This window comes from Shigella sonnei, from assembly GCF_002950395.1.
Lineage (GTDB): Bacteria > Pseudomonadota > Gammaproteobacteria > Enterobacterales > Enterobacteriaceae > ECMA0423.
Window position 1 is genome coordinate 1310850 of record NZ_CP026802.1, and the last position, 19167, is coordinate 1330016.

Consider the following 19167-nt stretch of genomic DNA (forward strand, 5'->3'; position numbering starts at 1 on the left):
ACCATTGCATGCAGACACATCTCTTCGTAAAATCCCGCGCTTCAGTGGCAAACTCCATTTTTATGCGTTTTGCCCTAATATTTATTCTTCTTATCACGTTTTAATCACTGGATATCGATGGAAAAGAAACTGGGACTGAGCGCACTCACCGCGCTGGTATTAAGCTCAATGCTGGGCGCGGGTGTTTTCAGTCTGCCGCAAAATATGGCGGCAGTTGCCAGCCCGGCAGCACTGCTCATCGGCTGGGGTATTACTGGCGCTGGCATTTTATTGCTGGCCTTTGCCATGCTGATCCTCACGCGCATTCGTCCCGAACTTGACGGCGGTATCTTTACCTATGCCCGCGAAGGGTTTGGCGAGCTAATCGGCTTTTGTTCCGCATGGGGATACTGGCTGTGCGCAGTCATCGCCAACGTCTCCTATCTGGTGATCGTTTTTTCCGCGTTAAGCTTTTTTACGGACACGCCGGAATTGCGCCTGTTCGGCGATGGTAATACCTGGCAATCGATCGTCGGTGCATCAGCTTTATTGTGGATTGTTCACTTTTTGATCCTGCGCGGGGTGCAAACCGCTGCCAGCATTAACCTGGTGGCGACACTGGCAAAATTGTTGCCGCTGGGTCTGTTTGTTGTGCTGGCGATGATGATGTTCAAACTGGATACCTTCAAGCTCGACTTCACCGGACTTGCACTTGGCGTACCCGTTTGGGAACAGGTGAAAAACACCATGCTGATCACCCTGTGGGTTTTCATTGGTGTGGAAGGTGCCGTGGTTGTTTCTGCGCGTGCGCGTAATAAACGTGATGTTGGCAAAGCGACACTGCTGGCGGTTCTCTCCGCTCTGGGCGTTTACTTGCTGGTAACGCTGCTTTCGCTGGGTGTGGTGGCACGTCCTGAACTGGCTGAAATTCGTAACCCGTCAATGGCCGGTCTGATGGTGGAAATGATGGGACCATGGGGCGAAATCATCATCGCTGCCGGTTTGATCGTTTCCGTTTGCGGCGCGTACTTAAGCTGGACCATCATGGCGGCAGAAGTTCCGTTCCTGGCTGCCACTCATAAAGCATTCCCACGCATTTTTGCGCGCCAGAACGCACAAGCTGCGCCATCCGCCTCACTGTGGTTGACCAACATCTGCGTGCAAATTTGTCTGGTACTCATCTGGCTGACCGGTTCCGATTACAACACGTTGCTGACCATCGCCTCAGAAATGATTCTGGTGCCCTATTTCCTGGTCGGCGCGTTCTTGCTGAAAATCGCAACCCGTCCACTGCATAAAGCGGTAGGTGTCGGTGCCTGCATTTATGGCTTATGGTTATTGTACGCCTCTGGTCCAATGCACTTGCTGTTATCCGTTGTTCTGTATGCGCCGGGGCTGCTGGTTTTCCTGTATGCGCGCAAAACGCATACACATGATAATGTACTGAACCGTCAGGAAATGGTGCTGATTGGCATGCTGTTAATTGCCTCAGTTCCGGCGACCTGGATGCTGGTGGGATAACGTTCATCCCATCGTTGGATAGCAAAGGAGATAACGATGGGTAAAGCCCAGCCCTTGCCAATATTAATTACTGGCGGAGGTCGTCGCATCGGCCTCGCCCTCGCCTGGCATTTCATTAATCAAAAGCAACCGGTGATTGTCAGCTATCGGACGCACTATCCAGCCATTGATGGACTGATTAAGGCAGGTGCGCAGTGTATTCAGGCTGATTTTTCGACCAACGACGGTGTGATGGCGTTTGCCGATGAAGTACTAAAAAGCCCCCATGGTCTGCGTGCTATTTTGCATAACGCCAGTGCGTGGATGGCGGAAAAACCGGGTGCGCCACTGGCCGACGTACTGGCTTGCATGATGCAGATCCACGTTAATACCCCATACCTGCTCAACCATGCGCTGGAAAGATTACTGCGTGGGCACGGACACGCCGCCAGCGATATCATTCACTTTACCGATTATGTGGTGGAGCGCGGTAGCGACAAGCATATTGCGTATGCTGCAAGCAAAGCGGCACTGGATAATATGACCCGCTCGTTTGCCCGCAAGCTGGCACCGGAAGTGAAAGTGAACTCTATTGCTCCATCGCTGATCCTGTTTAATGAACATGATGATGCCGAATATCGACAACAGGCGCTGAATAAATCACTGATGAAAACCGCGCCTGGCGAGAAAGAAGTGATCGACCTGGTCGATTACTTACTTACCAGTTGCTTTGTCACCGGACGCAGTTTCCCACTTGATGGCGGTCGTCATCTGCGTTAATGCAGCTTTATCCAGCATATAATCAACACCCATGCGCTTATCCCCCAACACGAAACAGAACCAACAAAAGCGGCGGGCAAGCGCATCATTCCGGTGAAATACCACAGCGACACCAGGTAAACAAAATAGGGAATAATCGACCACATACTAAAAATGATGGTTGCGCGTAAGGCTTCAATGCCGCGTTCGCTGGCAACAATATAATGCGCGATAAGCGCAAAGGTCGGGAAAAGTGGAATCAGCCCGGCGATATAATAATTTTTCGTTTTTGCTAAAACACCAATCAACAGCACTACCAGCGCACCGAGCGCGGCTTTGATTACCAGCCCCATTTTTTTACCTTAACACTTCCATAACAAGTCATCAGTAGAATACCTGATGAAAACTTGTTTAGAAACGATTGATAGTAAGTAAAAACAGCGCGGTGTATTGTGACGTTTTTATATCTACCGTGAATGTTATGAACACTATCGTATTTGTGGAAGATGATGCGGAAGTCGGTTCACTGATTGCCGCGTACCTGGCAAAACATGATATGCAGGTTACCGTAGAGCCGCGCGGCGACCAGGCCGAAGAAACCATTTTGCGAGAAAATCCGGATTTGGTGTTACTCGACATCATGCTACCAGGCAAGGACGGCATGACCATTTGTCGTGATTTACGCGCAAAGTGGTCTGGACCGATTGTTCTTCTAACCTCTCTCGATAGCGATATGAACCACATCCTGGCACTGGAAATGGGTGCCTGCGACTATATTCTCAAAACGACGCCCCCTGCTGTTTTGCTAGCGCGTTTACGTTTGCATTTGCGTCAGAATGAGCAAGCCACACTGACCAAAGGTCTTCAGGAAACGTCTCTGACTCCCTACAAAGCCCTGCATTTCGGCACGTTGACCATCGATCCCATCAACCGCGTAGTCACCCTGGCTAACACTGAAATCTCGCTCTCGACAGCTGATTTCGAATTATTGTGGGAATTAGCTACCCATGCCGGGCAAATCATGGACCGCGATGCATTGCTGAAAAATTTACGCGGCGTCAGTTATGACGGACTGGATCGTAGCGTGGACGTGGCTATTTCGCGGTTAAGAAAAAAACTGCTCGATAACGCCGCAGAACCTTATCGCATTAAAACTGTGCGTAACAAAGGCTATCTTTTTGCGCCTCATGCATGGGAATAAGCGATGAAAAAACTGTTTATCCAGTTTTACCTGTTATTGTTTGTCTGCTTCCTTGTGATGTCTCTGCTGGTTGGGCTGGTGTACAAATTTACCGCCGAACGCGCGGGCAAACAGTCGCTGGATGATTTGATGAACAGTTCACTGTATCTGATGCGCAGCGAATTGCGTGAGATCCCCCACACGACTGGGGTAAGACGCTGAAAGAGATGGATTTAAATCTCTCTTTCGATCTGCGTGTCGAGCCACTGAGTAAATACCATCTTGATGATATTTCCATGCACCGACTGCGTGGCGGCGAAATTGTCGCCCTGGACGATCAGTACACGTTTTTGCAGCGTATCCCGCGCAGCCACTACGTGCTGGCAGTTGGTCCTGTTCCTTATCTTTATTATCTCCATCAGATGCGATTGCTGGATATCGCCCTGATCACTTTTATTGCTATTTCCCTCGCCTTTCCGGTGTTTATCTGGATGCGTCCGCACTGGCAGGATATGTTAAAACTGGAAGCAGCGGCGCAACGATTTGGCGATGGGCATCTCAATGAACGTATCCACTTTGATGAGGGTTCGAGCTTTGAACGACTTGGTATCGCATTTAACCAGATGGCGGACAATATCAACGCCTTGATTGCCAGCAAAAAACAGCTTATTGACGGTATCGCTCACGAACTGCGAACACCGTTAGTGCGCCTGCGTTATCGACTGGAGATGAGCGATAACCTGAGCGCCGCCGAATCCCAGGCGTTGAATCGTGATATCAGTCAACTTGAAGCTTTAATTGAAGAGCTGCTGACTTATGCCCGACTCGATCGCCCACAAAACGAGCTTCATCTTAGCGAACCAGACCTGCCGTTGTGGCTGTCAACGCATCTGGCAGACATTCAGGCAGTAACGCCCGATAAAACGGTACGGATTAAAACGCTCGCGCAAGGCCATTATGCGGCGTTGGATATGCGCTTAATGGAGCGCGTGCTGGATAATTTGCTCAATAACGCCCTGCGGTACTGCCATTCAACGGTTGAAACCAGCCTGCTACTGTCGGGGAATAGAGCGACATTAATTGTTGAGGATGATGGCCCAGGGATTGCCCCAGAAAACCGCGAACATATCTTTGAACCTTTTGTTCGCCTCGATCCCAGCCGGGATCGCTCAACCGGCGGCTGCGGGCTGGGGCTGGCAATTGTCCACTCTATAGCACTGGCAATGGGCGGTACGGTTAATTGTGACACCAGCGAACTGGGTGGTGCTCGCTTCTCGTTTAGCTGGCCGTTATGGCATAACATCCCGCAATTTACCTCTGCCTGACACTACGCGCACGATGGTCAAGTCACCACCACTGTGCTATAAAATAAGTATGTTGTAACTAAAGTGGTTAATATTATGGCGCGTTACGATCTCGTAGACCGACTCAACACTACCTTTCGCCAGATGGAACAAGAGCTGGCTGCATTTGCCGCTCATCTTGAGCAACACAAGCTATTGGTTGCCCGCGTGTTCTCTTTGCCGGAGGTAAAAAAAGAGGATGAGCATAATCCGCTTAATCGTATTGAGGTAAAACAACATCTCGGCAACGACGCGCAGTCGCTGGCGTTGCGTCATTTCCGCCATTTATTTATTCAACAACAGTCCGAAAATCGCAGCAGCAAGGCCGCTGTCCGTCTGCCTGGCGTGTTGTGTTACCAGGTCGATAACCTTTCGCAAGCAGCGTTGGTCAGTCATATTCAGCACATCAATAAACTCAAGACCACGTTCGAGCATATCGTCACGGTTGAATCAGAACTCCCCACCGCGGCACGTTTTGAATGGGTGCATCGTCATTTGCCGGGGCTGATCACCCTTAATGCTTACCGCACGCTCACCGTTCTGCACGACCCCGCCACTTTACGCTTTGGTTGGGCTAATAAACATATCATTAAGAATTTGCATCGTGATGAAGTCCTGGCACAGCTGGAAAAAAGCCTGAAATCACCACGCAGTGTCGCACCGTGGACGCGCGAGGAGTGGCAAAGAAAACTGGAGCGAGAGTATCAGGATATCGCTGCCCTGCCACAGAACGCGAAGTTAAAAATCAAACGTCCGGTGAAGGTGCAGCCGATTGCCCGCGTCTGGTACAAAGGAGATCAAAAACAAGTCCAACACGCCTGCCCTACACCGCTGATTGCACTGATTAATCGGGATAATGGCGCGGGCGTGCCGGACGTTGGTGAGTTGTTAAATTACGATGCCGACAATGTGCAGCACCGTTATAAACCACAGGCGCAGCCGCTTCGTTTGATCATTCCACGGCTGCACCTGTATGTTGCGGATTAACGCCCGGCTTTCATACTGCCGACCATCTGTTCTGGCCGTACCCAGCTGTCAAACTCGGCTTCGCTAAGATACCCCAGCGCAAGGGCCGCAGCTTTTAAGGTCAGCCCTTCTTTATGCGCTTTTTTGGCGATCTCCGCGGCTTTGTCATAACCAATGTGGGTGTTAAGCGCAGTCACCAGCATCAGCGATTCATTGAGTAATTGATTGATTCGCTCACGATTCGGTTCAATACCCACTGCGCAGTGTTTGTTAAAACTTTCCATGCCATCTGCCAGCAAGCGCACCGATTGCAGGAAATTGTGGATCACCATTGGACGGAAGACGTTCAGTTCAAAGTTACCGGAAGCGCCACCCATGTTGATCGCCACGTCGTTCCCCATTACCTGACAGCAGAGCATGGTTAATGCTTCACACTGGGTTGGGTTCACTTTCCCCGGCATGATTGAGCTGCCCGGCTCATTTTCCGGGATTGAGATTTCACCAATTCCGCAGCGCGGGCCAGAGGCCAGCCAGCGGACATCATTGGCGATTTTCATCAGTGACGCAGCCAACCCTTTCAACGCGCCGTGCGCCTGAACCAGGGCATCACAGGTCGCAAGCGCTTCAAATTTGTTCGGCGCGGTAACAAACGGTGCACAGGTAATGACTGCCAGTTCATCTGCTACGCGACGCGCATACTCCGGATGGGTATTTAGTCCAGTACCCACCGCTGTACCGCCGAGAGCCAGTTCCGCTACGTGAGGCAGGCTGTATTCGATATGTTTGAGATTATGCTCGAGCATCGCTACCCAGCCGGAAATCTCCTGCCCCAGTGTTAGCGGCGTGGCGTCCTGCAAGTGGGTTCGACCGATTTTGACGATATCGGCAAATGCACGCGATTTTTCACTCAGTGTCTGTGTCAGGGTTTTAACCTGCGGAATGAGTTGCTTGCGCAGCGCCAGCAGCGCCGCAACGTGCATCGCCGTCGGAAAGACATCGTTGGAACTTTGGCTTTTGTTCACGTCGTCGTTAGGGTGAACTTTACGTTCCATCCCGCGCACGCCGCCGAGTAATTCACTGGCCCGGTTAGCCAGCACTTCGTTCATGTTCATGTTACTTTGCGTGCCGGAGCCGGTCTGCCAGATAGCCAGCGGGAATTCGTCGTCATGCTGTCCTGCCAGTACTTCATCCGCCGCCTGCCGAATGGCGCTCGCTTTCTCTTCAGACAACAAGCCTAAATCTTCATTAACTTTTGCCGCTGCGCGCTTGGTTAGCGCCAGCGCATGAATCAGTGAGGTGGGCATTTTCTCCGTCGAAATGCGGAAATGCTCCAGCGAGCGTTGAGTTTGTGCGCCCCACAGCTTATCTGCCGGGACATCAATCGCCCCCATCGAATCTTTTTCGCTGCGTACTGTATTCATGGCCTGCTCCTCACCTGATTAATTTTTTCTTTCTGTTTTGCCTTCGTTAAGCAACTTTTAGCTCACTTATTATTTACTATTTGATAACAAATGTTTGGTCTTTCGTGCCATGTAAAAAAACCGCCCCGAAGGGCGGTAATGCCAGTCAGTTAAGCAACTGACTGGCTCTTTTTCGGGGCTGTGGGGTATTTCCAGGGCCTCTCCTTTACCACTCTCGGGAAGGCCCTTTCCCTTCTCGTCGGTAATTTCACAAGTTGTCCCATACTTGCAAGATCGCGCATCAGCTCCGGTATACGTCCCGGTGAAGCGCCCTGCAATGTCATCAGCATTCTCATCACCATTCCGCATGATTCTGAGAAACTCAGTTGATTCGGCCAGTAACCTTTCAGATGTTCCGCCATTTTAATCATCTGATATCTCACCAGATTATAAGCCAGTAAGACACCCCACAGCTCTTGCTCCACAAGCTCCGGCTTTTTACTTCTCAGCGTCAGCCTGCTCAGTTGCATCGTCTGTTTTATCTCCCTGTATCCCAGTTCGATTTCCCAGCGATGACTGTACAGATCCGCCATTTCTCCTCCGGGGAAGCGCATGGCGTCCGTCATCGACGTCAGCAGATGGCAGACTTTTCCTTTGCGCGTCACGGTCAGCAGGCGGGCTGTCACTTCATTTCCCAGTCCCGGCCACTTTTTTCGTGCCTGCGGGCTGGTTTTCAGCTTCACCAGATGATCGCCTTTACCCAGTTTTCTGAGCTCTTCATATTGCGCTCCCTTTCTGAGAGGTATCATCCAGTGGCGGTGTTCTCCCGCCAGGCTCCAGGCATTTAACAGTCCCAGTGAGTAATAACCTTTATCCATTAACGTCAGAGTGTTATCGCCGGTTTGTTCTATAAGTTGCTCAGCAAGCTCATTTTCGCTGTTCTTCATCGTGCCGAAGGCTGCAGCCGTCAGCAGATGGCTGGTCAGTTCCATCTGGCAGACCATTTTGACCTGCGGGTAGAGCGCCGGGTTCCCGGCATGTGTCTGGCGGGGGAAGGCTGCATCGTTCTCTGGTGTATCCGGTGTGCGCCAGAACACACCATCGATGGCCAGCAGGGTCAGGCCGCACCAGTGCGGATGCGGCGTGGCGTTATGCCAGAGCTGCGCTGTTTTCGTGAACACGCGGCGGACAGCCTCACTTCCCAGGCGCTGGCGGGCCTGAATAACGGCACTGGGGGCAACGAAGGGGCGATTGCCCGGCAGCATGATGTCCAGGCGATTCACAATCTGGTGAAGAGGTTCTTTACGCTCAAGCGCCATGCCAACAATACACCAGACCATCATTTCGAGGGGAAGACGGCGCTTGCGTAGCGTTACAGTACCTGATTCGGCAAGGCAACGAGAGATGAGTTCGGGGTCGAGGTAATCCCCCAGAGAAGTCAGTGGGTTACGCAGAGAATCGTAACGGGATACCAGATCAAGAGCCTGTCCAATGTGCATAAAAAAATCCGGAAACAAGTGAGCGTTTCCGGATTCTTACACAGCCACTGGATCGGTCAACTGATCCTTAACTGATCGGCATTACCCCGAAGGGCGGCTCTGTTTATTTCACACAGCGAGTGCACTGTGTGAGTTGTATCTGCTGGAAGAAGTCATTTCCTTTATCATCCACAAGGATAAACGCCGGGAAATCTTCCACTTCAATTTTCCAGATGGCTTCCATTCCCAGTTCCGGATATTCAACACATTCCAGGCTCTTAATACTTCCCTGCGCCAATACAGCGGCCGGACCACCGATACTGCCAAGGTAGAAGCCGCCGTGTTTTTTACAGGCATCCGTCACCTGCTGGCTGCGGTTGCCTTTCGCCAGCATGATCATACTTCCGCCCTGCGCTTGCAGTTGATCGACATAAGAATCCATCCGTCCGGCGGTCGTTGGGCCAAGAGAACCGGAGGCATAACCTTCCGGCGTTTTGGCCGGACCCGCGTAGTAAATCGGATGATCTTTAATGTACTGCGGCAGCCCTTCACCGTTATCCATCCGCTCTTTCAGTTTGGCGTGAGCAATATCACGACCGACGATAATCGTGCCGTTAAGCGATAAGCGTGTAGAAACGGGATACTGCGACAACTGTGCGAGGATCTCTTTCATCGGACGGTTAAGGTCAACGCGCACCGCTTCGCCTTCTCCCGCTTTACGCAGCTCTTCAGGGATATATTTACCTGGATTATGTTCCAGTTTTTCGATCCAGATCCCCTGACGGTTGATCTTCGCTTTGATATTACGGTCAGCAGAGCAGGAAACACCCATACCAACCGGACAGGATGCGCCGTGACGTGGCAGGCGAATCACGCGTATGTCGTGAGCGAAGTATTTACCACCAAACTGCGCACCCAGACCGAGATTTTGCGCTTCGATCAGCAATTCTTTTTCCAGTTCCACATCGCGGAATGCCTGACCGTGCTCATTCCCTTCCGTTGGCAGTTCGTCATAGTATTTAGCGGAAGCCAGTTTCACTGTTTTAAGGTTAGTTTCTGCAGAAGTTCCACCAATTACGAACGCAATATGATACGGAGGACAGGCCGCCGTACCCAGCGTGCGCATCTTCTCAACCAGGTAATTTTTCAGTTTCCCCGGCGTTAGTAACGCTTTGGTTTCCTGATAGAGATACGTCTTGTTTGCCGAACCACCACCTTTGGCGATACAGAGGAATTTGTACTCGTCGCCATCAACGGCATAAAGATCGATCTGCGCTGGCAGATTGGTGCCGGTATTCACCTCTTTATACATATCCAGCGGCGCGTTTTGCGAGTAGCGCAAATTATCTTCGATATAAGTGTTATAGACACCGCGCGCCAGCGCCGCTTCATCACAGCCACCGGTCCATACACGCTGCCCTTTTTTACCAACAATAATCGCAGTGCCGGTATCCTGACAGGTTGGCAGAACACCTTTCGCCGCGATGTCGGAGTTGCGCAGGAATTGCAGCGCCACATATTTATCATTTTCGCTGGCTTCCGGGTCACGCAGAATGTCGGCCACCTGTTGTTGGTGAGCCGGACGCAGCATAAATGACGCATCATGAAACGCCTGACGCGCCAACAGAGTTAACGCTTCGGGTGCGACTTTCAAAATCTCCTGCCCTTCAAATTCAGATACGCTAACGTGTTCGCTGGTTAGCAGGTAATACTCAGTATCATCTTTTTTGAGTGGAAAAGGAGCCTGATAATGAAAGGGTTTGTTTGACATTGTTCTCTCACTTACTGCCTGGTTTGGTTATGCTCTGGGCGGGTGTTCCGTTGCCCTGTTAAAAGCGAGTAACAATATCCTACACACTTTTTTAACAAAAACTGAGACTAGTACGACTTTTTGCGGCTCCAGGTTACTTCCCGTAGGATTCTTGCTTTAATAGTGGGATTAATTTCCACATTAAAACAGGGATTGATCATGCAAAAACTCATTAACTCAGTGCAAAACTATGCCTGGGGCAGCAAAACGGCGTTGACTGAACTTTATGGTATGGAAAATCCGTCCAGCCAGCCGATGGCCGAGCTGTGGATGGGCGCACATCCGAAAAGCAGTTCACGAGTGCAGAATGCCGCCGGAGATATCGTTTCACTGCGTGATGTGATTGAGAGTGATAAATCGACTCTGCTCGGAGAGGCCGTTGCCAAACGCTTTGGCGAACTGCCTTTCCTGTTCAAAGTATTATGCGCAGCACAGCCGCTCTCCATTCAGGTTCATCCAAACAAACGCAATTCTGAAATCGGTTTTGCCAAAGAAAATGCCGCAGGTATCCCGATGGATGCCGCCGAGCGTAACTATAAAGATCCTAACCACAAGCCGGAGCTGGTTTTTGCGCTGACGCCTTTCCTTGCGATGAACGCGTTTCGTGAGTTTTCCGAGATTGTCTCCCTACTCCAGCCAGTCGCAGGTGCACATCCGGCAATTGCTCACTTTTTACAACAGCCTAATGCCGAACGTTTAAGCGAACTGTTCGCCAGCCTGTTGAATATGCAGGGTGAAGAAAAATCCCGCGCGCTGGCGATTTTAAAATCGGCGCTCGACAGTCAGCAGGGTGAACCGTGGCAAACGATTCGTTTAATTTCTGAATTTTACCCGGAAGACAGTGGCCTGTTCTCCCCGCTGTTACTGAATGTGGTGAAATTGAATCCTGGCGAAGCGATGTTCCTGTTCGCTGAAACACCGCACGCTTACCTGCAAGGCGTGGCGCTGGAAGTGATGGCGAACTCCGATAACGTGCTGCGTGCGGGTCTGACGCCTAAGTACATTGATATTCCGGAACTGGTTGCCAATGTGAAATTCGAAGCCAAACCGGCTAACCAGTTGTTGACCCAGCCGGTGAAACAAGGTGCAGAACTGGACTTCCCGATTCCAGTGGATGATTTTGCCTTCTCGCTGCATGACCTTAGTGATAAAGAAACCACCATTAGCCAGCAGAGTGCCGCCATTTTGTTCTGCGTCGAAGGCGATGCAACGTTGTGGAAAGGTTCTCAGCAGTTACAGCTTAAACCGGGTGAATCAGCGTTTATTGCCGCCAACGAATCACCGGTGACTGTCAAAGGCCACGGCCGTTTAGCGCGTGTTTACAACAAGCTGTAAGAGCTTACTGAAAAAATTAACATCTCTTGCTAAGCTTATTAAAGGCTTATAACACCTTCAGGCGGCCAGTCCGCCTGATTTCATTTTATGGATAATCATTATGAATAAATCGCTGGTAGCGGTAGGCGTCATTGTTGCGCTAGGCGTAGTCTGGACAGGCGGCGCATGGTATACAGGCAAGAAGATTGAAACCCATCTCGAAGACATGGTCGCGCAGGCGAACGCGCAACTCAAACTGACAGCTCCTGAATCCAACCTGGAAGTGAGTTATCAAAACTATCATCGCGGCGTATTCAGCAGCCAGTTGCAACTGTTGGTGAAACCCATTGCCGGGAAAGAAAATCCGTGGATTAAAAGCGGTCAGAGCGTCATCTTCAACGAATCGGTTGATCATGGTCCCTTCCCGCTTGCCCAGCTTAAAAAACTGAACCTGATCCCGTCGATGGCATCAATTCAAACCACGCTGGTTAATAACGAAGTAAGCAAACCACTGTTTGATATGGCAAAAGGTGAAACGCCTTTTGAGATTAACTCGCGCATTGGTTACAGCGGTGATTCCAGTTCCGATATTTCGCTCAAGCCACTGAATTACGAGCAAAAGGATGAAAAAGTCGCCTTTAGCGGCGGCGAGTTCCAGTTAAATGCTGACAGAGACGGCAAAGCCATCTCCCTTTCCGGGGAGGCGCAAAGTGGTCGGATAGACGCAGTTAACGAATACAACCAGAAAGTGCAGTTGACCTTTAATAATCTGAAAACCGACGGTTCCAGCACGCTGGCAAGTTTTGGTGAGCGCGTAGGAAACCAAAAACTGTCACTGGAAAAAATGACCATTTCAGTGGAAGGCAAAGAACTGGCACTGCTGGAAGGCATGGAGATCAGCGGTAAATCGGATCTGGTCAATGACGGTAAAACGATCAATAGCCAACTGGATTACTCGCTAAACAGCCTGAAGGTACAGAATCAGGATCTGGGCAGCGGCAAGCTGACTTTAAAAGTCGGCCAGATTGATGGTGAAGCCTGGCATCAGTTTAGCCAGCAATATAACGCGCAAACTCAGGCGCTGCTGGCACAGCCAGAAATTGCCAACAATCCCGAACTTTATCAGGAGAAAGTGACGGAAGCCTTCTTTAGCGCCCTGCCGCTGATGTTGAAAGGCGATCCGGTGATTACTATCGCGCCGCTAAGCTGGAAAAACAGTCAGGGTGAAAGTGCGCTGAATCTGTCGCTGTTCCTGAAAGATCCGGCAACGACTAAAGAAGCGCCGCAAACGCTGGCGCAGGAAGTAGATCGTTCGGTTAAATCTCTGGATGCGAAACTGACCATTCCGGTGGATATGGCAACTGAGTTTATGACTCAGGTAGCGAAGCTGGAAGGTTATCAGGAAGATCAAGCGAAAAAACTGGCGAAACAGCAAGTTGAAGGTGCATCAGCAATGGGGCAGATGTTCCGTCTGACCACCTTGCAGGACAATACCATCACCACCAGCCTGCAATATACTAACGGTCAGATAACGTTAAACGGGCAGAAAATGCCACTGGAAGATTTCGTTGGTATGTTTGCGATGCCAGCTCTTAACGTTCCGGCTGTACCGGCAATTCCGCAGCAGTAATTCACGGCCAAAACGCCGGAGAATTTTCACTTCGGCGTTTTCATCTGAAAACAAACCAGAGATTGCCTGATGCGCTACGCTTATCAGGCCTACCTTTTCCTGCAACACTTTGAATTTATGAGTTTTTGTAGGCTGGATAAGGCGTTTACGCCGCATCCGGCATAAAAAACGCGCACTTTGTCAACAATCTGAAACGCCGGAGGTTTTTCTCTCCGGCGTTATTTCTGACTTCAGCATAAAGTCATACTGAATACTCATTTTCACATCCCAGTAATTCAGGCGATCGCCCAGCGTACTGCCATCGCGCTTTTCCCGCCCTTTATCGGCAGCAAGAAAGAAATTCATCCCTTGTAACGGCCCTTCGCTGACCCGATAGTTCATACCACCTAAGATACCCGCGCCTTCAATCCGCACATCTCGTTTACTGGATTCATAGCCGCGAGTCACAATCTGTGCAAATGTCAGTGTAAATTGCGGCGTTAAACGATAGTTGACGCCCAATTGCCAGGACTGCATTCCTTCACGGTTACGATCAAGACTTAATGAAAAGGGATAGCCAATGTCGGTATCCACCACGGCACCATTCATTGCATGGCGCAAATAACCACCACTGCCAAATACGCTTCCCCACGGCGCATTCCAGGTCAATTGTCCACTAACCAACGCCGTTTCATTGGGCTGGCTGGTATTACGACTTAAACCTTCGAGCTGCGCGTAAAAGCCGAGCAACTCCCCTTTCAACGTATAATTCGGGTCGAGCGGTATGCTTTTCTCGAGAATACTTTGTATCTGATTGGAAACATCTTTCTGTACCGATGCCCCCAGAGAATAGCGACTGGTATCATCATGCCAACTGGCGGCTAAAAAAGAACGTGCGCGATGTTTATCGTATTTTCCCGTCTGGCTGTTATACACCCCTTCATCACGAATACCGGTTGTTGAATCAGTCCATAAAAATACTCGTGAACGCCACATTCCCCACAGATCAATATTTGGTGTTAAAGCCCAATAACCTAATGCTCCTTCAGAAACTGTCGGTAATGTACGTTGCGAACTGCCAGCCATTAACGGAATACGATAAGGTAAGCTACCATAACTATAATCCGTCCCGAAGCGACCTGATTTAAGCAGGCTATTTTCACTGGGTTTTATTTTTACTGCCCCTAGGGCAAAGCCAAAACTTTTATCACCATCAAGATACCACCGGGTACTCATATCAGCACGAGCACCTAATTTATAAACATAATATGCCCCGCCTTCAACGCCAATAATATTGGAATAATAACCACTATTGAAATCGAGCAATCCTCCCTGTACCCATGCGTAAATATCTCTTCCCGCGCCAGCACTGGGCTTATCCGCCCTGCGCAATTCGTTTTTCAGTCTGATGCGTAGTCCCGCCTCATCGTCAGCCAGTTGCGCCGCATAAGCAGAGATAAGGCCAGAGGCAGCCGTCAGGCAAATAACGGCCATGGCCACTATTTTTCTCATAGTTGCACCTTTGATGTTCTGATTATTTTTATTGATTATTAATTAGTGATATCGCTGATTAATTGCTGCTGCACTTTTTTACGATTATCAATTTCAACCACGATTTCTTTGAATTTTTTATCCGTAAGCGGATAAAACCAGATAATAACGAATGCCAGTAGCATAAATCCGCAAGGTACTAAGGCAATTGATGTGCGGATGCCCATAATAACTTCCGGCGTTTGCACCTGATTGGCAATATATCCGCTTAACCCCAAAATAAAGGCAGGAATTGAACCTCCGATTGCCTGACCGCATTTACGGGTAAATGAGAATAGTGAATAGGTGAGCCCTTCAATTCGCACGCCGGTCAGGTATTCACCGTATTCTACGGTATCAGCTTCCAGTGCCCACATCACTGTCATAGTAACGCCCTGACCAATTGAAGCGATGGCCAACGCAACCAACGCCACCGGCAGTGACCAGACGGAAACCCAGAAGAATAGCAGATAACCGCAGGTTCCCAGCAAAGCGCCAATCAGGAAGGTATTCTTTTTACCGATCCTCGCGACCATCCCCGGCACAAGCGGTGCCGATGCCACAGTACCAACCAGGTTTTGCACCAGTACCAGCACAGTGAACAGCCCGGTATCATTTAACACATAGCGCACGTAGAACAACGACGAGGCGCTGACCGCAAAGGTCGAAATCAGCACACACAGCGCACCGATGCACAACATAAACAGCGGGCGATTCCGTTTCAGGGTTTGCAAACTGATCTTCAATGACGGCTGCGCAACGATACGTACCACATTCTCACGCGTCGATTTGAAGCAGATGAAGTAAAGCACCATTCCGGCAATCGCCAGCACAATCGTCCAGAAATGGTATACCGACACCATCTCTTCCGGGCTGGAGTTCTTAATGCTCGGCCCTATCAGAAATGCCAGGCAGACAAAGGTCAATGAAGCGGCAATCCCACGAGCCGCGCCCAGACGGGCGCGGGATTGTGGTTGTTGGGTCATCGCGGTAGCAAGTGAACCATAAGGAATATTCACCAGGCTGTAGCAAAGCCCGAGGCCCATGTAGGTCAAATATGCATACACTACTTTGCGGCTATGGCTCCAGTCGGTCGGTACCCAGAATACCAGCACGCTGAAGATCATTAACGGCGCAGTACCGAAGAGTAAAAACGGGCGGAATTTTCCCCAGCGGGTATTCACACTGTCCACCACTCGTCCGGCAAAGACGTCGGCGAAGGCATCGAATACCCGCACCAGTAACAGCATGGTGCCCGCCGCAGCGGCACCGACGCCAGCGACGTCGGTGTAGTAACTCAACAGGAAGAGCACCCCCATTGCGAAGGCGAAGTTATTGGCGACGTCACCGAGGCTGTAGCCGACGATGGTGGGCCAGGAGAGTTGTTGATTCATTGTTTGCCTCCCTGCTGCGGTTTTTCACCGAAGTTCATGCCAGTCCAGCGTTTTTGCAGCAGAAAAGCCGCCGACTTCGGTTTGCGGTCGCGGGTGAAGATCCCCTTCTTGTTACCGCCAACGCGCAATATGCCTTGCGAGGTCGCAAAATCGGCGAAATTCCATACCTGTTCACCGACGACGGCGCTGACGCGATCAAAGACGCGGTGATACATATCCAGCCATGCACACTGATACTCTTCACTCCACATGTCGGTGTACATTGAGTGCAGCCCGGCTAACGTATCCACGCCGTATTCGGTGATGATAATCGGCTGATGCAGTTTCTCCTGCCAGGCCAGAAGTTCTTTTTCCAGTACCTTCTCTGCCGTTTCCAAATCGCCGCTTTGGACATACCATCCGTAATAACGGTTCAGGCACAGCACATCAAAGAGATCGCTGATGGTATCGGTGTGAGCGTCGCAGAACATTACATTGACGCAGGTGATCGGACGCGTCGGGTCGAGTTTACGCGTTGCTTCCGCCAGTGGCGCGAAATATTCCCGTGCACCTTGCGGACGGGTATCCGGTTCGTTGGCAATACTCCACATCACCACGCTTGGGTGGTTTTTGTCACGCGCTATCAGCTCTTTAATCGCCTGTAAGTGCGCTTGCTGAGTTTCCCCGTTGACTGCCTCTTCGCTGTACAGTTCTTTCGGCTTGTTGCCCGCTTCGAAACCAATGCCTAAAGAGAGGTTAAAGCCGACAGCAGCAGTTTCATCAATCACCACGATGCCATGTTCATCTGCCCAGTCGAGCATCTCTTCAGCGTAAGGGTAATGCGAGGTACGGTAGGAGTTGGCCCCAATCCAGTCCATTAATGCGTGGTCGTGCACCATCAGCACGTTATCGAATCCTTTGCCACGCAAGTCCGCATCTTCATGACGACCAAAGCCAGTAAAGTAGAACGGTTTGTGGTTAATCAGGAACTGTTCGCCCTTCACTGCCACTGACCGGATGCCGACGCGAAGCGGGTAGATATCACACTCTGTCTGGCTTTTGGCTGTGACGCACAGTTCATAGAGATAACCTTCACCCGGTTGCCAGAGGTGCGGATTCACCACTTGCAAAGTCCCGCTAGTGCCTTGTCCAGTTGCAACCACCTGTTGATCCGCATCACGCAGTTCAACGCTGACATCACCATTGGCCACCACCTGCCAGTCAACAGACGCGTGGTTACAGTCTTGCGCGACATGCGTCACCACGGTGATATCGTCCACCCAGGTGTTCGGCGTGGTGTAGAGCATTACGCTGCGATGGATCCCGGCATAGTTAAAGAAATCATGGAAGTAAGACTGCTTTTTCTTGCCGTTTTCGTCGGTAATCACCATTCCCGGCGGGATAGTCTGCCAGTTCAGTTCGTTGTTCACACAAACGGTGATACGTACACTTTTCCCGGCAATAACATACGGCGTGACATCGGCTTCAAATGGCGTATAGCCGCCCTGATGCTCCATCACTTCCTGATTATTGACCCACACTTTGCCGTAATGAGTGACCGCATCGAAACGCAGCACGATACGCTGGCCTGCCCAACCTTTCGGTATAAAGACTTCGCGCTGATACCAGACGTTGCCCGCATAATTACGAATATCTGCATCGGCGAACTGATCGTTAAAACTGCCTGGCACAGCAATTGCCCGGCTTTCTTGTAACGCGCTTTCCCACCAACGCTGATCAATTCCACAGTTTTCGCGATCCAGACTGAATGCCCACAGGCCGTCGAGTTTTTTGATTTCACGGGTTGGGGTTTCTACAGGACGTAACATAAGGGACTCCTCATTAAGATAAAAATACTGGTCAACCTTTAATCTGATTAGTTAACCAATTCTGTGTTGCACACAGTTATCTGTGAGAAACCCATGGAAGAGAAATGGAAATAAAAAGAACTGACACCGCGATCAAAAAACCAAAAACTGCAATACCCACAGCGTGATATTGATCGCATTAATCTTTAAAACGGCGTTGACAGAAGCCATAAAATAAGCAACCGAACGTTCGTTCGAGCATATTGGGAACGATAAACTCTCATGACATATGGCTACGGTGAATATTTTTGGGGGGGAATTCTCCGATCCCGGCTAGATTGTATTTTGTACAGGGAAATTAAAGTATGAAACGCGGGCACAGTTATCACCAGCCCGCGAAATGAGAGGATCAGGATGCGGTTAAGATACCGCCAATCATCGCGCGTAATCCCTGAGCAAACGACGCTTCACGCGCCAGATCTTCCGCTTCGATATCGGCCAGTACACCGTAGGTCAGATCCAGCAGTAAACGTGAAGTCATTGACGTGTTGATGTCTGGGCTTATCTCGCCTTTTTGCTGGGCATCACGCATCCGCTGGGCAACAAATTCCGTGATCGTCATATGCTTATTTTTAAGCATGGCGGCGACCTGTGGGTTACGCATCCCTTCCGCCATAATTTCGACCACCAGCGCCCGTTGCCCAAAGGCTTCATGGGTGAGAGAGACAATAGACTCGACCATATAGTCAACAAAATGAATCCCTTTAATCGGTTCCCGGAAACGAGCCAGCGCCCTCTCCTGGTCCTGTAAGATAATCGCCTGAATCAAGGCTTCTTTGGAGATGAAATGGTGATAGAGCGTCCCGGGACTAATGGCGCAAGATTTACAGATGGCTTTCATCGAGGCACTGTGAAATCCATTTTCTGAAAAAATCTCTCTGGCAGCATTGAGGATCCGGGTCCGTGTCGGTTGTGCTTCAGTCTGCATGTTATCCATCATTAAACCATTATAGTTAGCGTGAATAACTAGTTTACCGCGTTGTCAGGTGAGCGCCTATCATTGCTGTTGAATAGTGCGAAGGCACACTCTATTCGTATACTTTTCACTCTGAAATTGG

The 19167-nt window shown here is 50.4% G+C and carries 14 protein-coding genes and 1 pseudogene; 7 read left to right on the forward strand and 8 right to left on the reverse strand.

The features are described 5' to 3' along the window. Nucleotides 1-117 precede the first annotated feature (117 nt). Both C1P89_RS06970 and folM read left to right on the forward strand, forming a co-directional pair. Nucleotides 118-1500 carry an amino acid permease gene (locus tag C1P89_RS06970; protein ID WP_000412379.1) on the forward strand — a complete coding sequence of 461 codons (1383 nt, stop codon included), beginning with the start codon at nt 118-120 and terminating at the stop codon, nt 1498-1500. Nucleotides 1501-1536: 36 nt separating this feature from the next. Further along, entirely contained in the window at nt 1537-2259 is a 723-nt protein-coding gene (gene folM / locus C1P89_RS06975; protein ID WP_000513663.1) for a dihydromonapterin reductase, read from the forward strand. Here the strand turns inward: folM and C1P89_RS06980 are convergent. Next, on the reverse strand, nt 2256-2591 hold the full coding sequence (locus C1P89_RS06980) for a GlpM family protein (RefSeq protein ID WP_000524869.1): 336 nt from the start codon (nt 2589-2591) through the stop codon (nt 2256-2258). The genes folM and C1P89_RS06980 overlap by 4 nt on opposite strands. A 128-nt stretch (nt 2592-2719) precedes the next feature. On the opposite strand from C1P89_RS06980, the gene rstA reads away from it, so the two are divergent. The 3 genes and pseudogenes from rstA (at nt 2720) to tus (ending at nt 5748) form a co-directional block, all read left to right on the forward strand. Beyond that, nucleotides 2720-3439, forward strand: coding sequence for a two-component system response regulator RstA (gene rstA, locus C1P89_RS06985; protein WP_001092508.1), 720 nt, complete (start codon nt 2720-2722; stop codon nt 3437-3439). A 3-nt stretch (nt 3440-3442) separates the two neighbouring features. Next, a pseudogene (rstB, locus tag C1P89_RS06990) lies at nt 3443-4743 on the forward strand (two-component system sensor histidine kinase RstB). 75 nt (nt 4744-4818) lie between these two features. Beyond that, nucleotides 4819-5748, forward strand: a complete 930-nt coding sequence (gene tus / locus C1P89_RS06995) for a DNA replication terminus site-binding protein (protein ID WP_001295399.1) — start codon at nt 4819-4821, stop codon at nt 5746-5748. Here the strand turns inward: tus and fumC are convergent. The 3 genes from fumC to fumB all read right to left on the reverse strand — a co-directional run bounded on the left by fumC (nt 5745) and on the right by fumB (nt 10376). Continuing rightward, nucleotides 5745-7148, reverse strand: a complete 1404-nt coding sequence (fumC, locus tag C1P89_RS07000; RefSeq protein WP_001099119.1) for a class II fumarate hydratase — start codon at nt 7146-7148, stop codon at nt 5745-5747. The genes tus and fumC overlap by 4 nt on opposite strands. 149 nt (nt 7149-7297) lie before the next feature. After that, nucleotides 7298-8644 carry an IS4-like element IS4 family transposase gene (locus C1P89_RS07005; protein ID WP_000483769.1) on the reverse strand — a complete coding sequence of 449 codons (1347 nt, stop codon included), beginning with the start codon at nt 8642-8644 and terminating at the stop codon, nt 7298-7300. A gap of 85 nt (nt 8645-8729) precedes the next feature. Next, nucleotides 8730-10376 (reverse strand): class I fumarate hydratase, encoded by a 1647-nt coding sequence (gene fumB / locus C1P89_RS07010; RefSeq protein WP_000066628.1) that lies wholly within the window; start codon nt 10374-10376, stop codon nt 8730-8732. A 198-nt stretch (nt 10377-10574) separates the two neighbouring features. On the opposite strand from fumB, the gene manA reads away from it, so the two are divergent. After that, nucleotides 10575-11750 carry a mannose-6-phosphate isomerase gene (gene manA / locus C1P89_RS07015; RefSeq protein ID WP_001170683.1) on the forward strand — a complete coding sequence of 392 codons (1176 nt, stop codon included), beginning with the start codon at nt 10575-10577 and terminating at the stop codon, nt 11748-11750. 100 nt (nt 11751-11850) lie between these two features. Further along, a complete protein-coding gene (locus C1P89_RS07020; RefSeq protein WP_001043340.1) occupies nt 11851-13359 on the forward strand; it encodes a YdgA family protein in 1509 nt (502 codons plus the stop codon). Between the two features lie 180 nt (nt 13360-13539). Here the strand turns inward: C1P89_RS07020 and uidC are convergent, their stop codons facing one another. The 4 genes from uidC to uidR all read right to left on the reverse strand — a co-directional run bounded on the left by uidC (nt 13540) and on the right by uidR (nt 19049). Then, entirely contained in the window at nt 13540-14850 is a 1311-nt protein-coding gene (gene uidC, locus C1P89_RS07025) for a glucuronide uptake porin UidC (RefSeq protein ID WP_001226995.1), read from the reverse strand. 38 nt (nt 14851-14888) lie between these two features. Further along, nucleotides 14889-16262, reverse strand: a complete 1374-nt coding sequence (uidB, locus tag C1P89_RS07030) for a glucuronide transporter (RefSeq protein ID WP_052973705.1) — start codon at nt 16260-16262, stop codon at nt 14889-14891. Then, entirely contained in the window at nt 16259-18070 is a 1812-nt protein-coding gene (gene uidA / locus C1P89_RS07035; protein WP_000945878.1) for a beta-glucuronidase, read from the reverse strand. Before uidA ends, uidB begins: the two co-directional genes overlap by 4 nt. A gap of 388 nt (nt 18071-18458) precedes the next feature. Further along, complete coding sequence (gene uidR, locus C1P89_RS07040; RefSeq protein WP_005136436.1) at nt 18459-19049, reverse strand: DNA-binding transcriptional regulator UidR; 591 nt, start codon at nt 19047-19049, stop codon at nt 18459-18461. Nucleotides 19050-19167: the final 118 nt, after the last annotated feature.